The following is a 14,016-nucleotide window of genomic DNA, read 5'->3' as shown; positions in this document are numbered from 1 at the left end:
ACGCCGGGCCCGGCGGGACGGACCGTTCCCCCGGGCCCCGTCCCCGCGACCCCGGCCGCCGCCACGGCCCCGCCGGCCCACCCCGCCGGCCATCCCGTCGGCCCGCCCGCGCGTCGGCCCGCCCGGGCGTCGAGCCGCCGCGCGCCGCGCCGCCGCCCCGGTGTGCCCTCGGGCGGTGCCGCGCCGCGCCGTACGCCCCCGTGCTCCCGCTTCTCTCCTAAGGCTGCCCTCCATGAAGATCCGTTTCCGTTCCCGCGCGTCCCGCCCCCCGTCGGGGCGGCCCCGACGCCCCGCCCTGCTCGCCGCCGCGCTCGCCCTGCCCCTGCTGCTCGCCTCCTGCGCCCTCGACGCGGAGACCACCGCGAGCAGCGAGGAACTGGCCGGCTCCCGGATCCCCGCCACGGTGGCGCCCGACACCGAACTGGTCGTCGGGGCACCGTCGTTGAAGGTGGCGCTGGAGCTGTCCGGACAGATCGACGAGCTGCCGTTCACGGTGGAGTGGGCCAACATCAGCGGTGGCCCGCAGTGCTCGGAGGCGTTCCGGGCCGGTGCGCTGGACGTGTGCGCCGCCGCGGAGATCCCGTCCATCAACGCCCACTGGACCGGCCTCGACACCAAGCTGGTCGCCGCGGCGTTCCGCGAGGACCCCTACGAGAACCCGATCTACGAGCTGGGCATCGCCCCCGGCGCCGGCATCCGCTCCCTGGAGGACCTGCGCGGCAAGAAGATCGCCTACAGCCCGGGCCAGGCCCAGGGCGCCCTGGTGCTGCGCGTCCTGCAGAAGGCGGGCCTCACCCAGGACGACGTCGAGCTGGTCGAACTCGCCAGCACCGGCGACGTCTACCCGACCGCGCTGGGCAACCACCAGGTCGACGCCGCCCCCATCGCCGACGTCAACATCAAGCGCTACCTGAAGAACTACGGCGGACAGGGCGCCACCACGCTCAAGCACGGCCTGCGTGACGACCCCTCCCACCTCTGGGCGCTCACCGAGTCGGTGGCCGACCCGGAGAAGGCGGCCGCCGTCCGGGAGCTGGTCGAGTTCTGGGCGCGGGCGCAGATCTGGATCGACGAGCACCCCGACGAGTGGATCGACGGCTGGTACGTCAAGGACCAGGGCCTCAGCCGCGAGGACGGCGAGTACCTGGTCGAGCGGGCCGGACACCCGGACATCCCCGCCGACTGGTCGGCCGCCATCGAACGGCAGCAGCAGACCGTCGACCTGCTCGCCGAGGAGCAGGGCCACCAGCGGTTCGAGGCCAAGACGCTCTTCGACCGGCGGTTCGAGAAGGTCGGCGCCCAGGCCCTGGCCGAGGAAGCCGGAGGCGCCCCCGGCGGCGGGGACGCGGCGAAGAGCGAGGGCGCGGAGAAGAACGAAACCGCGGCGAAGAGCGGGGGCGCGTCATGAGCGTCGAGGCACCCACCCGCGGCCTCGCGCCGGCGCCCGCCGCCGGTGACCGGCCCGTCGCGGTCCGGAAGTCCCCGCGGACCGGCGCACGCGGCCGGCGGCTGGGCCCCGGCCGCCCCGTGCCGTACGGCTGGGCCCTGGGCCCCGTGCTGCTCCTCGCCCTGTGGGCGGCGGGCTCCGCGGCCGGCCTGGTCGACCCGCGGGCCCTGCCCGCGCCCTGGACCGTGGCCACCACCGCCGGCGACCTGATCGCCGAGGGGCGCCTCCAGGACCACCTGCTGACCTCGGCCGGACGGGCCGCGCTGGGACTGCTGTTCGGCGTGGCGGCCGGGCTGCTGCTGGCCCTCGTGTCGGGGCTCAGCCGGATCGGCGAGGCGCTGGTCGACGGTCCGGTGCAGATCAAGCGGGCCGTCCCCTCCCTGGCGCTGATCCCCCTGCTGATCCTGTGGTTCGGCATCGGCGAGACGATGAAGGTCGTCACCATCGCGCTCGGCGTCTTCGTGCCGATCTACATCCACACCCACAACGGCCTGCGGGCCATCGACAACCGCTACGTCGAGCTCGCCGAGACGGTACGGCTGGGGCGGGCCGCCTTCGTCCGCCAGGTCGTCCTGCCCGGCGCGCTGCCGGGCTTCCTGCTCGGCATGCGCTTCGCGGTCACCGCGGCCTGGCTCGCGCTGGCCGTCGTCGAACAGGTCAACGCCACCAGCGGCATCGGCTACATGATGGAACTCGCCCGGACCTACGGACAGACCGACGTGATCCTCGTCGGCCTCGTCGTGTACGGCCTCCTCGGGCTGGTCTCCGACGGCCTGGTGCGGCTCGTCGAGAGGAGGGCGCTGTCATGGCGTCGCACCCTGGCCGGCTGAGCCCGGCCGAAGCCGTCCGGATGGAGGACCTGGTCCGCTCGTTCGACGGCCGCCGCGTCCTCGACGGACTCGGACTGACCGTCCACGAGGGCGAGTTCGTCGCCCTGCTGGGACGCAGCGGATCCGGCAAGAGCACCCTGCTGAGGGCCCTCGCCCGGCTTGACCACGACGTGGACGGCGACGGGCTGCTCACCGCCCCCGACAACGTGTCGGTGGTCTTCCAGGACGCCCGCCTGCTGCCGTGGAAGCGGCTGCTGGAGAACGTCGTCCTCGGGCTCGACGGCCCGGACGCCGAGGAACGCGGACGGGCCGCGCTCGCCGAGGTCGGCCTCGCCGGGCGGGAACGGGCCTGGCCCGTGGAGCTGTCCGGGGGCGAGCAGCAGCGCGTCTCGCTGGCCCGCTCCCTGGTGCGCGAGCCCCGACTGCTGCTGGCGGACGAGCCGTTCGGGGCGCTGGACGCGCTGACCCGCATCCGGATGCACCTCCTGCTGCGCACCCTGTGCGCCCGGCACCGGCCGGCCGTGCTGCTGGTCACCCACGACGTCGACGAGGCGATCGCGCTCGCCGACCGGGTGGTGGTGCTGGACCACGGCCGGATCGCCGCCGACCTGGAGGTCCGGCTGCCCGCGCCCCGCCGCACGGGCACACCGGAGCACGGCCGCCTGCGCGACCGCCTCCTCACCCACCTGGGCGTCGACCTCACCGACCTCACCGACCTCGAGGCCGCCGACCCCGGGCCCGGCCCCGCTTCCGCGCCTGACGCCGCCCCCGACCCCGCCGACCCCGCCGAGCCCCGCCGGGACGAGGGCGGGCGGGCCGGGCGGGGGCGGGTGCCGGACGGTGCCGTGGCCGGGGGCGCCGGACAGGACCGTGACGTCGAGGAGGTCCCCGCATGAGCGACCGACGGCGGCAGTTGCGCCTCAACCTCTTCGTGTACCCCGGCGGCCACCACGAGGCCGCCTGGCGGTACCACGGCTCGGACCCCGGCCGGGTGCTGGACATCGGCTTCTACCAGGACCTCGCCCGCCGCGCGGAACAGGCCACGTTCGACGCCGTGTTCCTCGCCGACGGCCCGTCCCTGCCGGACAACGTGCGGTACGCCAGCCGGTTCCGGCTGGAGCCGTTCACCTGGCTGTCCGCGATCGCCGCGGCCACCGAGCGGATCGGCCTGATCGCCACCGCGTCCACGACCTACACCGAGCCCTACAACCTGGCCCGGCTGTTCGCCTCGCTGGACCACCTCAGCGGGGGCCGCGCCGGCTGGAACATCGTCACCACCGGCGCCCCCGACGCGGCCGCCAACTTCGGCCTCGACGCCCACCCCGTCCACGCCGAACGCTACGACCGGGCGCGGGAGTTCGTCGACGTCGTCGGCAAGCTGTGGGACAGCTGGGAGGACGCGGCGCTGGTCGCCGACCCGGCGACCGGGGTGTTCGCGGACACCGACCGCGTGCACGCGGTGAACCACCGGGGCCGCCACCTCGCGGTGCGCGGACCGCTCAACACGCCCCGCACCCCGCAGGGGCGCCCGGTGTACGTGCAGGCCGGATCCTCCGAGGACGGCCGGGCGTTCGCCGCCCGGTACGCGGAGGCCGTGTTCACCGCCCACCAGACCCTGGAGAGCGCCCAGGCGTTCTACGCCGACGTCAAGGCCAGGACCGCCGCGCTGGGGCGGGACCCGGAACGCCTGCTGGTGCTCCCCGGGATCAGCCCGTTCATCGCCTCCACCGAGGCCGAGGCACGGGCCCTGCAGGCCGAGTTCGACGGGCTCACCCAGCCCGGCTACTCGCTGGACCTGCTGCGCCGGCTGCTCGGCCTGGAGCTGGGCGAGGACGAGCTCGACGGCCCGGTGCCGCGCCACCTGATCGAGACCGGCGGGGAGCGCGGCAACGGCAGCCGCTTCCGGCTCGTGCTCGACATCGTCGACCGGGAGCGGCCCACCGTCCGGCAGCTCCTGCACCGGCTCGCCGGGGCGCGCGGCCACCAGGTCGTCGCCGGCACGCCCGAGCAGATCGCCGACCACCTCCAGCGGTGGTTCGAGCAGGGCGCCGCGGACGGCTTCAACGTGATGCCGCCCTGGCTGCCCGGGGGCTTCGACGTGTTCGCCGAGGAGGTCGTGCCGCTGCTGCGGCGGCGCGGCCTGTTCCGCGAGGCCTACGAGGGCCGCACCCTGCGCGACCACTACGGGCTGACCCGCCCCGAGAGCGTCTACGCCACGGCCGGCCACCACGACCCCGGCCCCGCCGCCACCACCACCGCCACCGGCACCACCGCCGATCAGCAGAAGGAGCCCGTCCCGTCATGAGCACCCGCAGATCCCGCACCGCCCTGGCCGCCCTCGCCGCGGCCGTCCTGACCGGCGCGCTGGCCGCCCCGCAGGCCGCGGCGCACCCCCGGACCGCCGGTGACACCACCGCCGTGGAGTGGTTCGACGTCACCGCCCGCACGGTGGCCGCCGCGCCCGCCCCGACCCAGGTCACCAACAGCCGCACCTGGGCCATCGGCTGGCTGGCCGCCGCGCGGGCCACCCGCGAGACGCCGCGCGGCGTCGACGCGGGCGACTACCGGCGGGCCGCGCTCGCCTCCGCCCTGCACCGGGCGCTGACCGAGCTGGTGCCCGCCCAGGCCGCCCAGGTCGACGCCGCGTACGCGGACACCCTGGCCGCGATACCCGACGGCCCCGCCGAGGACCGGGGCGCGGCGGCCGGCGAGCGGCAGGCCGCGCTGCTCCTCGCCGAGCGGACCGGGGACGGCCTCGACCCCGCCTCGGTCAACACCCCGTACCCGGTCCCCGCGGCCGGTCCCGGCGTGTGGCAGCCGACGCCGCCCGCGCACGCCCCGGCCACGCAGTACGGCAACCGGGTGGCCGAGCCGTTCGCGCTGCGCTCGCAGAGCCAGTTCCGGCTGCCGCCCCCGCCCGCCCTCGACTCGGACCGGTACGCCGCCGACCTGGCCGAGGTCCGGGCGTACGGCGCGGCGGACAGCGCCGTGCGCACCGCCGAGCAGACCGGGACCGCGCAGTTCTGGTACGGGTCCTCGTTCACCCTCTACACGGAGCCCCTGCGGGTGGCGCTCACCCGCTCCCCGGAGGGCCTGGCGGGGCAGGCCGCGCTGGTGGCGCTGTTCCACGTGGCGTCGGTGGACACCCAGATCGCCACCTCGGACAGCAAGTACGCCTACGCCCGCTGGCGCCCGGTGACCGCGATCCGCACCGGCTCCCTCGACCCGGACCCGCAGTGGACGCCGCTGCACGTCACCCCCGCGCACCCGGACTACCCGAGCGGCCACGGCACCTACTCCGGCTCGGCGGAAGGGGTGCTGACCGCGCTCGCCGGGCCGCGCACCGCGCCGTTCGAGCTGACCAGCCCCACCGCGCCGGGCGTGACCCGCACCTACACGAACTGGCGGCGGCTGTCGGTGGAGAACGTGGACGCCCGCGTCTGGTCCGGCATCCACACGCGGACCGCGGACGAGGCGGGCATCACCCTCGGGAAGAACGTCGCCCGCCACGTGCTGGAGCGCCGGGGGACGCTGCTGGCACCGCGCTGACCGTCCCGGCGCACGGTCCCCGGGCCCGGGGGGTGTACCCAGCACCACCCCCGGTCCGGGTGCCGCGCCCCGTGCGGCGGCGCCCCGGCGTCCGTACCGTCCTCGGTGGGGGGCGAAGGGCCCGCCGGAACACCGCCGGGACACGGGGAGTCGGACCATGACCGTCACACGGGCAACCATCGCCGCCGCGCGCGGACTCACCCTGGGGGTGGTGGCGTTCTTCGGGTCCACGGCCCTCCTGCTGGGGGTCGTCCTGGCCGCCGCCCTGCTCCCGCTCGGCGTCGGCGCCTACCTCCTGCCGCCCCTGCTCACCGCCGTCCGCCGCCACGCCGACCGGCGGCGGCGGACGGCCGAGCGGTGGTACGGGACGAGCCTCCCCGCCGCCTACCGTCCCGTGCCCGCCGGAACGCCCGCCACCGGGGTGACCCGCATCCTGCGCCTGCTGCAGGACCCGGCGGTCCGCCGCGACCTGCTCTGGCTGCCGGTGGACGCGACCGCGGGCTTCTTCCTCGCCGTGCTGCCCGCCGCGCTGCTGGCCAAGGCGGCGGAGGGCCTGGCCCTGGCGCTGGGGTTCTGGCGGGTCGCCGCGGACGGCGGGGACTACTGGTACTGGTTCCTCCCGGTGAGCGGACAGGCCGACGCGATCGGCGCGGGCGTCCTCGGACTGCTCCTGATGCACTTCGCCTTCCGCTTCAGCGACCGCCTGCTGCGGGCCCACTTCACCCTCACCCGGACCGTGCTCACGCCCACCGGCCGCGCCGCCCTCGAACACCGGGTGGAGGAGCTGGCCCGCACCCGGCACGACGCGGTGGACACCTCCGCCGCCGAACTGCGGCGCATCGAACGGGACCTGCACGACGGGGCGCAGGCCCGGCTGGTCGCGATGGGGATGAGCCTGGGCACCGTCGAGGCGCTGCTCGACAAGGACCCCGAGCAGGCGCGGACCCTGCTCGCCAAGGCCCGCGCGGAGTCCGTGGAGGCGCTCGCCGAACTGCGCGACCTGGTCCGCGGGATCCACCCGCCCGTCCTCGCCGAACGCGGACTCGGCGACGCGGCCCGTGCCCTGGCCCTGCGGACGCCGGTGCCCGTGGAGGCCGACGTCGACCTGCCCGGCCGCGCCGAGCCCGCCGTGGAGTCCGCCGTCTACTTCGCGCTCAGCGAGATGCTGACCAACGTGGTCAAGCACGCCGGGGCCGGCCGCGTCTGGCTGGAACTCGGACACCGCGACGGCATGCTCCGCCTGACCGTCACCGACGACGGCCGCGGCGGCGCCGACCCGGCCGCCGGCACCGGACTGGCGGGAGTGGAGCGCAGGCTGGGAGCATTCGACGGCGTCCTGGCCGTCGTCAGCCCCACCGGCGGCCCCACCGTGGTGACCTTGGAGATTCCGTGCGCGTTGTCCTCGCCGAAGACCTCTTCCTGCTGAGGGACGGCCTGGTCCGGCTGCTGGAGGCGCACGGCTTCGAGATGGCCGCCGCCGTCGACAACGGCCCCGAACTGGACCGCGCCCTCGAGGAACTGGAGCCGGACGTCGCGGTGGTCGACGTCCGGCTCCCGCCCTCCTTCACCGACGAGGGCCTGCAGTGCGCCCTGCGGGCCCGGCGGCGCACACCCGGACTGCCCGTGCTGGTGCTCTCCCAGCACGTCGAGCAGCTCTACGCCCGTGAACTGCTCGCCGACGGCAGCGGCGGCGTCGGCTACCTGCTCAAGGACCGGGTGCTGGACGCCGAGCAGTTCACCGAGGCGGTCCGCCGGGTCGCCGCCGGCGGCACCGCCATGGACCCGCAGGTCATCTCCCAGCTCCTGCAGCGCCAGGGCGCCGCCGACCGGCCCGTCTCCCGGCTCACCCCCCGCGAGCGGGAGGTGCTGGAGCTGATGGCGCAGGGCCGCTCCAACACCGCCATCGCCGCCCGGCTGACCGTCACCGAACGGGCCGTCGCCAAGCACACCGCCAACATCTTCGCCAAGCTGGACCTCGAGGTGTCCGACGACGACAACCGGCGGGTCCTCGCCGTCCTCGCCTACCTCGACGCCGCCTGAGCCGCGGCGGCCGGCTCCCGCTCCGGCGGGCCGGCGGGCGCGGCGCCGCCCGCGGCGCGGTAGGGGCTCCACCAGTTGGCGGGGCCCAGCACCGTCATCACCGCCGGCACCAGCACACCCCGCACCACCACGGCGTCCACCACCGCCGCCAGCGCGATGCCCACCCCGATCAGCTTCAGCAGCGTGACCGGCGCCGACGCCATCGCCGCCGTGGAGATCGCCACCGCGGCCGCCGCCGAGGTCAGCAGCCGCGCCGTGCGGGCGATGCCGTCCACGATCGAGCGGCGGTTGTCGCCGCAGCGGTCGAACTCCTCGCGGATCCGGCCCAGCAGGAACACCTCGTAGTCCACCGACAGGGCCAGCGCCACGAACAGGGTGAACAGCAGCAGCGAGGCGTCCAGCGTGCCGGTCACCGTGAAGTCGCCCACCAGCCACCGCAGCCGGCCCTCCTGGAACACCCACACCATCGCGCCGATGCTCGCGCCCAGGCTCAGCACCGCCACCGCCAGCGCCTTCAACGGGGCCACCCAGCTCCGCGTGAAGTACCCCAGCAGCAGCGTCAGCGCCGCGGCCAGCAGCAGCAGACAGCGGGGCAGCGCGTCCCGCACCGCCGCGTTGGTGTCGGCGATCTCCGCGGCCCGGCCGCCCACCGCCACCTCGCCCGGCGCGGGCACCGCCCGGACCGCCTCCAGCGCCGTGCCGGCCCGCTCCGAGTCCGCGGCCACGCCCAGCGCCGCCGCCAGCACCACACCGCCCTCCCGCTCGCCCCGCCCGGTGGCGGCCGGCCGCACCCAGGTCACGTCGTCCACGGCCCGCAGCCGCTCCAGGTAGGACCCCATCGCCGCGGGGCGGTCGACGCCGGTGAGCACCACCGTCAGCATCCGCTCCGGCGGCGCCGCCAGTTCCGCGTCCACCCGCGCCTGGGTGCGGGCCACCTGCGCGGACGCCGGCAGGGCCCGCTCGTCCGACAGACCGAACCGCGCCTGGGTGATCGGCGCGGCCAGCAGCACCAGCAGCAGCGCCGCCAGCGAACCCGCCAGCCACGGCCGCCCGGTGACCGCCAGCGAGGCACGCCGCCAGAACCGGCTGTCGTCCCCCGTGCCCGCCCGGCGCCACCGCCGCAGCGGGTCGAACCGGTCGACCCGGCCGCCCAGCAGCCGCAGGCACGACGGCACCACCGTCAGCGCCACCACCGCAGCCAGCACCGTCGCCGTCGCCCCCGCCAGCGCCAGGGCCCGCAGCAACGGCACCGGCACCACCAGCGCGCACGCCATGCAGCAGGCCACCGCCGCCGCCGAGAACACGATCGACCGGCCGCTGGACCGGCGGGCCGCCGCCAGCGCCGACTCCAGGTCCTCGCCGCGGCCGGTGTGCTCCTTCACCCGCGCCAGCAGGAACAGCGTGTAGTCCACCGCCAGGCCGAAACCGATGGCCGCGGCCGCGTTCACCGCGAACGACGAGACGTCGAGGAACCGGGCCAGCAGCCCGATCACCGGGATCGAGCACGCCACCGTGAGCAGCGCCACCAGCACCGGCAGCAGCGCCGAGACGGCCGAACCGTAGGCGAACACCAGCACCGCGAACACCAGGGGCGCCGCCACCAGTTCGGCCCGGGCGAGCCCCGCCGTCGACGCCAGGTTCAGCTCGCGCCCCGTCCACACCGGGCCGCTCGCCTCCACCCGCACCCCGTCCGGGACCGCCGCCCGCGCGTCGGCCAGCACCCCGGGCGCGGCCCGCTTGCGGTCCGCGGCGTCACCCGTCATCCGCACCGGGACCAGCTGCAGCGTCCCCGCGGGCGACCGCCCCGGATCCGCCGGGGAGGCGGTCGCCGTCCCCACCCGCCGCACCGCCGGATCGTCCGCCAGGGCGCCCGCCACCGCGCGGGAGGCGGCGGCGACCGCCGCCCGCTCCCCGCCGGTCACCACCAGCACCAGGTCGGGCGCCGCCACCCCCAGCCGCTCCGCCTGCCGCGCCGCCCGCTCCGCCTCGGTGCCGGTGGCCGCGGCGCCCCCGGTGTTCAGCGACGCCAGCGACGCCGGGGCCAGGAGCGCCGCGCAGACCAGCGCCAGCAACGCCCCCGCCAGCACCAGCCGGGCCCGCCGCAGCACCGGATCCCCGACCCCCCGCCGCCCGGGGCCGCCGGTCTTCCCTCCGACCGTCTCCACGCCGTCACCACCTCCCGACCCGCCCCGGGCCCCACCGGACGTCACGCCTGCGCCGGCGGCCCGCCAGCACCGCCGCCCTGGTGAATCCGGGCGACGCGGGATGCGTGTCACCGATTGTCCGCCCATGCGATGTGCCTACGGTGCCGAAGGCGGGAGCGGCTGCCGGGTGATCCGCCGTGTCCGGGCCCGAATCCCACCTGTTTGGCGGGCGGCGGACCCGGTGCCCCACGACGGACGGGGAGCGGCTGCGCCGCGCGGTCCGCGGCGGCCCCCAGGACGGCGGCCGCACATCGGCACATCCCCTGTGAGGAGAGACAGTTGACGGACCAGCCGCTTGTCGCACGGCTCGAGGCGTTGCTGCGCGACCACTTCGAGATCGACCCCGAGGCGCTGCGCCCGGACGCGACCTTCGGGGAACTGCAGATCGACTCGCTCGCCATGGCCGAGCTCCTCGCCATCCTGGAGGACGAGGACGGCATCACCCTGCCCCCGGCCCTGCCCGGACTCGGCGCCGACACCACCCTCGCCGACGGCTTCCGGATCATCGCCGAGGCCGCCGAACAGCAGGGCGAGACCGCGGGGGCCGCCAGGTGAGCTCCCCGATCGCGGTCACCGGCCTCGGGATCGTCGCCCCCGACGGTGTCGGCGTCAAGGAGGCCTGGGAGCGGCTGCTCAGCGGCGTCTCCACGGCGGCCCGCGACCCCGAACTCGAGGGGATGCCGGTCGACTTCTCCTGCCGCGTCGACGACGAGGCGATCTCCGCCCGGCTCGGCCGCGGCCTGCGCTGGCGCACCGACCGGTTCATCCAGTTCGCGGTGATCGCCGCCCGCGAGGCCGTCGCCGACGCCGGCCTCTACCCGGAGGAGTGGGACGCGCAGCGGGTCGGCGTGGTCATCGGCGTCGGCGGCAGCGCCATGGTGCACACCGGGGAGTACACCAAGCTGATGGAGGGCCGCTTCGGCGCCATGAAGCCCAGCCTGGTGGCGCGCAGCCAGCCCGGCATGGCGGCCGGCGAGGTCTCCATCGACCTCGGCGCACGCGGCGCGATCCTCACCACCAGCACCAACTGCACCTCCGGCGCCTCCGGCATCGCCATGGCCAAGCTGCTGCTGGACTCCGGCGCCTGCGACGTCGTCGTCGCCGGAGGGGCCGAGTCGGTCCGCAACAGCTGGGGCTCCGCCGCCTTCTGGCGGATGGGCGCCCTGTCCACCCGCGGCGACGACCCGGCCACGGCCTCCCGCCCGTTCGACGCGGACCGGGACGGCTTCGTGCTCTCCGAGGGGGCCGGGGTGCTGGTCCTGGAACGCGAGGAACACGCCCGTGCCCGCCGCGCCAGGGTCCGCGCCCGCCTCGCCGGGCAGGCGCTCTCCGGCGACGCCCACCACTGCGTCGCCCCCGAACCGGACGGCGCCGGGGCGGCCCGGGCGATGCGGGCGGCCATCGCCGACGCGGGCCTGACCCCCGCCGACATCGACCACGTCAACGCCCACGGCACCTCGACCAGCCTCAACGACGTCGCCGAACACCTGGCGCTGCGCTCGGTGTTCGGGACTCCGCCGCCGGTCACCGCCAACAAGGGCGTGTTCGGGCACGCCATCGCGGGCGGTTCCGCCATGGAGGCCGCGTTCAGCGTGCTCTCCCTCGACCAGCAGGTCATCCCGCCCACCGCCAACCTGCTACGGCAGGACCCCGCGATCGACCTGGACGTGGTGTCCGGGGCACCCCGGCCCGCCCGGCTGCGGTCCGTGCTGTCCAACTCGGTCGGCTTCGGGGGCCACAACACGGCCCTGGTGTTCACCGCGCCGTAGCGCACGGGAGACAGCGCACGGGCCGTGACGCGCGGGCCGTGACGCACGGGTCCTGACGCACGCGCCGTGGCGCGCGGGCCGTCGGGGCCGGGAAGCGTCAACCGCCCTCCACCGGGCGGGGGTTCCCGGCCTCGACGGCCTCCTGGCGCCTGCGGACACCCTCCACGTGCGCCAGGAACACCTCCCGCGCGTCGGGGGTGAGGGTGCGCAGCGCCACCAGCGCGGTCAGCGCCACGTCGCACAACTCCGCCTGCACGTCGGTCCACGCGTGGGTGACCCCCTTGCGCGGGTTGTGCCCGAGGGTGCCGATCACCGCCTGCGCGACCTCGCCGACCTCCTCGGACAGCTTCAGCATGCGCAGCAGCAGCTCCTGCTCGCGGGGGCCGGTGCTGCTCCGGTCCAGCCAGGCCCACAGGGCGTCGACCGAGGCCCAGGCGTCGTCGTCCCGCGCGTTGCCGTCAGGGTTCAGGGCCACGGGTCAGCGCTCCAGGACGACGCGGCCGCCGATCTCCACCCAGCCGTGCGGCTGCGGCGCGGTCAGGATCTGGGAGCCCAGGCCCTGGGTGATGTTGAGGGCCCGGCCGAGCCGGTCGGTGAGGAGCAGCGCCGCCGCCCCGGTCGCCTCGTCCTCGTCGACGCCGTCGTCCCGGCCGGGGAAGGCCCGGGCGCGCACCCGCCCCGCCGCCTCGTCCTCCCAGGCCCAGGCGTAGATCCACTCGCCCTTCCCGGGCACCTCCAGGGCGTCCACCTCCACCGCGGAGCCGTACTGGCGCAGGACGCGCGGCGGCGCCCACTCCGCGCGGGCCTCGATCCAGGTGAACTCGCCGTCCAGGCGCACGCCCACCTCACCGGCGGCGGTGACCAGTTCGGGCACGTCCAGCAGCCAGGCGGTCCCCACACAGGGGTGGCCGGCGAACGGCAGCCGCAGGGACGGCGTGTAGATGTCGATCACGCCGCGCTCGGGGTCGTCGACGAACACCGTCTCGCTGAAGCCGAGTTCGGCGGCCATCGCCTGCCGTTCGGTCTCGCCGGGGATCTTCGACCCGTCGCGGACCACGGCCAGTTCGTTGCCGTAGCCGCGTCCGGCGTCGCAGAACACCCGGAGCACGTCGTAAGGAGTCACGTCGCGCATTCAAGCATCCCCGGGTACCGCCCGCGCGCGCCGCCCGGCACGGGTAGGGTGCCGCTGCGTAAGCCGGAAGGAGAAGGCGAGTTGTCGATCACGTGGGGGCGTCGCGTCCTGCCGGCCGCCGCGGCGGCCCTGGCACTGACCGTGAGCGGGTGCGTCGTGGTGCACGGCGAGCGGGAGGTCCTGCCGGCCGCCACGCCCGACGAGGCCGGCGGGGCGCTGAGGGCGTTCACCGACGCCTACAACGCGGCCGACAAGGCGTACGACCCCAGCCTCGACGAGGACCGGGTGACCGGAGCCTTCGGGGCGATAGACGGGGCGCGCCTCAAGGCGCGCCAGGCCAACCACCCGCAGGGCAACGAGCGGCACGAGCCGCTGGAGCTGACCGACGCCCGGTACACCATCCCCGCCAAGGCGGGCTGGCCGCGCTGGTTCCTGGTGGACGCCAAGGCCAACAAGGGCGGCGACGCGCGCTGGATGCTGGTCTTCGTCAAGGAGCGCAGGGAGGAGCCCTGGCAGGCGGCCTACCTGACGCTGCTGAACCCCGCGGACGTGCCGGAGTTCCGCAAGGACGAGCAGGGCTACGCGGAACCGGCCGTCGGCGGCGACGCGCTGGCCGTCGCCCCGTCCAGGCTGAGCCGGGCGTACGCCGACTACCTGGGCGAGGGCGGCGAGACCTTCGCGGAGGGGCCGCACACCAGCGTGGTGCGCGAGCAGCGGGAGAAGAACGAGAAGCGGCCGGGCCTGGTCCGGCAGTTCAAGGACGAGCCGCTGGTGGCGGGCGACTACGCGCCGCTGGGCCTGCGCACCGTCGACGGCGGGGCACTGGTGTTCTTCGCGACACGGCACTTCGAGAAGCTGACGGCGGCGCCGGGCACGGAGGTCCCGCTGCAGAACGCGGACGTGCGGGCGCTGACCACCGGCGAGGTCGGGCAGACGCTGACCATGGAGTACGTGTCGCAGCAGGCCGTGCGGGTGCCGCGCCGCGGTCAGGTGGTCTTCCTCGGCCGGGTCCCCGGGCTCACCGCGGCCCGCGGGGAGTGACCCG

Annotated in this window: 13 protein-coding genes; 10 read left to right on the top strand and 3 right to left on the bottom strand. The window is 75.9% G+C overall.

Going from position 1 to position 14,016, the window contains the following annotated elements; translation table 11 throughout:
• Positions 1-232 precede the first annotated feature (232 nt).
• The 7 genes from ABZ836_RS03825 (at position 233) to ABZ836_RS03795 (ending at position 7,866) form a co-directional block, all read left to right on the top strand.
• On the top strand, positions 233-1,408 hold the full coding sequence (locus ABZ836_RS03825; RefSeq protein ID WP_361138939.1) for an ABC transporter substrate-binding protein: 1,176 nt from the start codon (positions 233-235) through the stop codon (positions 1,406-1,408).
• Entirely contained in the window at positions 1,405-2,277 is an 873-nt protein-coding gene (locus tag ABZ836_RS03820; RefSeq protein ID WP_356131171.1) for an ABC transporter permease, read from the top strand. The genes ABZ836_RS03825 and ABZ836_RS03820 overlap by 4 nt, the downstream gene beginning before the upstream one ends.
• Positions 2,253-3,173: an ABC transporter ATP-binding protein gene (locus tag ABZ836_RS03815; RefSeq protein WP_361138936.1), complete on the top strand. Its 921-nt coding sequence runs from the start codon at positions 2,253-2,255 to the stop codon at positions 3,171-3,173. Before ABZ836_RS03820 ends, ABZ836_RS03815 begins: the two co-directional genes overlap by 25 nt.
• Complete coding sequence (locus tag ABZ836_RS03810) at positions 3,170-4,582, top strand: LLM class flavin-dependent oxidoreductase (RefSeq protein WP_361138933.1); 1,413 nt, start codon at positions 3,170-3,172, stop codon at positions 4,580-4,582. Before ABZ836_RS03815 ends, ABZ836_RS03810 begins: the two co-directional genes overlap by 4 nt.
• Positions 4,579-5,826 carry a phosphatase PAP2 family protein gene (locus ABZ836_RS03805; protein ID WP_356131167.1) on the top strand — a complete coding sequence of 416 codons (1,248 nt, stop codon included), beginning with the start codon at positions 4,579-4,581 and terminating at the stop codon, positions 5,824-5,826. The genes ABZ836_RS03810 and ABZ836_RS03805 overlap by 4 nt, the downstream gene beginning before the upstream one ends.
• A 157-nt stretch (positions 5,827-5,983) precedes the next feature.
• On the top strand, positions 5,984-7,252 hold the full coding sequence (locus ABZ836_RS03800; RefSeq protein ID WP_361138930.1) for a histidine kinase: 1,269 nt from the start codon (positions 5,984-5,986) through the stop codon (positions 7,250-7,252).
• On the top strand, positions 7,216-7,866 hold the full coding sequence (locus ABZ836_RS03795; RefSeq protein WP_356131163.1) for a response regulator transcription factor: 651 nt from the start codon (positions 7,216-7,218) through the stop codon (positions 7,864-7,866). Before ABZ836_RS03800 ends, ABZ836_RS03795 begins: the two co-directional genes overlap by 37 nt.
• On the opposite strand, the gene ABZ836_RS03790 is transcribed toward ABZ836_RS03795, so the two are convergent.
• Complete coding sequence (locus tag ABZ836_RS03790; RefSeq protein WP_356131161.1) at positions 7,848-10,031, bottom strand: MMPL family transporter; 2,184 nt, start codon at positions 10,029-10,031, stop codon at positions 7,848-7,850. The two genes, ABZ836_RS03795 and ABZ836_RS03790, sit on opposite strands and share 19 nt — an antisense overlap.
• 318 nt (positions 10,032-10,349) lie before the next feature.
• Here ABZ836_RS03790 and ABZ836_RS03785 point away from each other — a divergent pair, with 318 nt between their 5' ends.
• Together ABZ836_RS03785 and ABZ836_RS03780 are read left to right on the top strand one after the other, a co-directional pair.
• Positions 10,350-10,625, top strand: coding sequence for an acyl carrier protein (locus ABZ836_RS03785; RefSeq protein ID WP_356131159.1), 276 nt, complete (start codon positions 10,350-10,352; stop codon positions 10,623-10,625).
• Positions 10,622-11,839 (top strand): beta-ketoacyl-[acyl-carrier-protein] synthase family protein, encoded by a 1,218-nt coding sequence (locus ABZ836_RS03780; RefSeq protein WP_361138925.1) that lies wholly within the window; start codon positions 10,622-10,624, stop codon positions 11,837-11,839. The genes ABZ836_RS03785 and ABZ836_RS03780 overlap by 4 nt, the downstream gene beginning before the upstream one ends.
• A 97-nt stretch (positions 11,840-11,936) precedes the next feature.
• On the opposite strand, the gene ABZ836_RS03775 is transcribed toward ABZ836_RS03780, so the two are convergent.
• A complete protein-coding gene (locus tag ABZ836_RS03775) occupies positions 11,937-12,314 on the bottom strand; it encodes a MazG-like family protein (protein ID WP_356131156.1) in 378 nt (125 codons plus the stop codon).
• 3 nt (positions 12,315-12,317) lie between these two features.
• Complete coding sequence (locus ABZ836_RS03770; RefSeq protein ID WP_356131554.1) at positions 12,318-12,962, bottom strand: PhzF family phenazine biosynthesis protein; 645 nt, start codon at positions 12,960-12,962, stop codon at positions 12,318-12,320.
• 90 nt (positions 12,963-13,052) lie between these two features.
• On the opposite strand from ABZ836_RS03770, the gene ABZ836_RS03765 reads away from it, so the two are divergent.
• Positions 13,053-14,012, top strand: coding sequence for a hypothetical protein (locus tag ABZ836_RS03765; RefSeq protein WP_361138921.1), 960 nt, complete (start codon positions 13,053-13,055; stop codon positions 14,010-14,012).
• The last annotated feature ends 4 nt before the right edge of the window (positions 14,013-14,016 follow it).

This window comes from Streptomyces sp. NPDC047130 (genome assembly GCF_040643475.1).
Lineage (GTDB): Bacteria > Actinomycetota > Actinomycetes > Streptomycetales > Streptomycetaceae > Streptomyces.
This window is presented reverse-complemented; position numbering and strand designations above follow the sequence as displayed.

Coding starts and splice junctions, on each gene's coding strand:
- ABZ836_RS03825 (WP_361138939.1), top strand. CDS start 233: ATGAAGATCCGTTTCCGTTCCCGCGCGTCCCGCCCCCCGTCGGGGCGG.
- ABZ836_RS03820 (WP_356131171.1), top strand. CDS start 1,405: ATGAGCGTCGAGGCACCCACCCGCGGCCTCGCGCCGGCGCCCGCCGCC.
- ABZ836_RS03815 (WP_361138936.1), top strand. CDS start 2,253: ATGGCGTCGCACCCTGGCCGGCTGAGCCCGGCCGAAGCCGTCCGGATG.
- ABZ836_RS03810 (WP_361138933.1), top strand. CDS start 3,170: ATGAGCGACCGACGGCGGCAGTTGCGCCTCAACCTCTTCGTGTACCCC.
- ABZ836_RS03805 (WP_356131167.1), top strand. CDS start 4,579: ATGAGCACCCGCAGATCCCGCACCGCCCTGGCCGCCCTCGCCGCGGCC.
- ABZ836_RS03800 (WP_361138930.1), top strand. CDS start 5,984: ATGACCGTCACACGGGCAACCATCGCCGCCGCGCGCGGACTCACCCTG.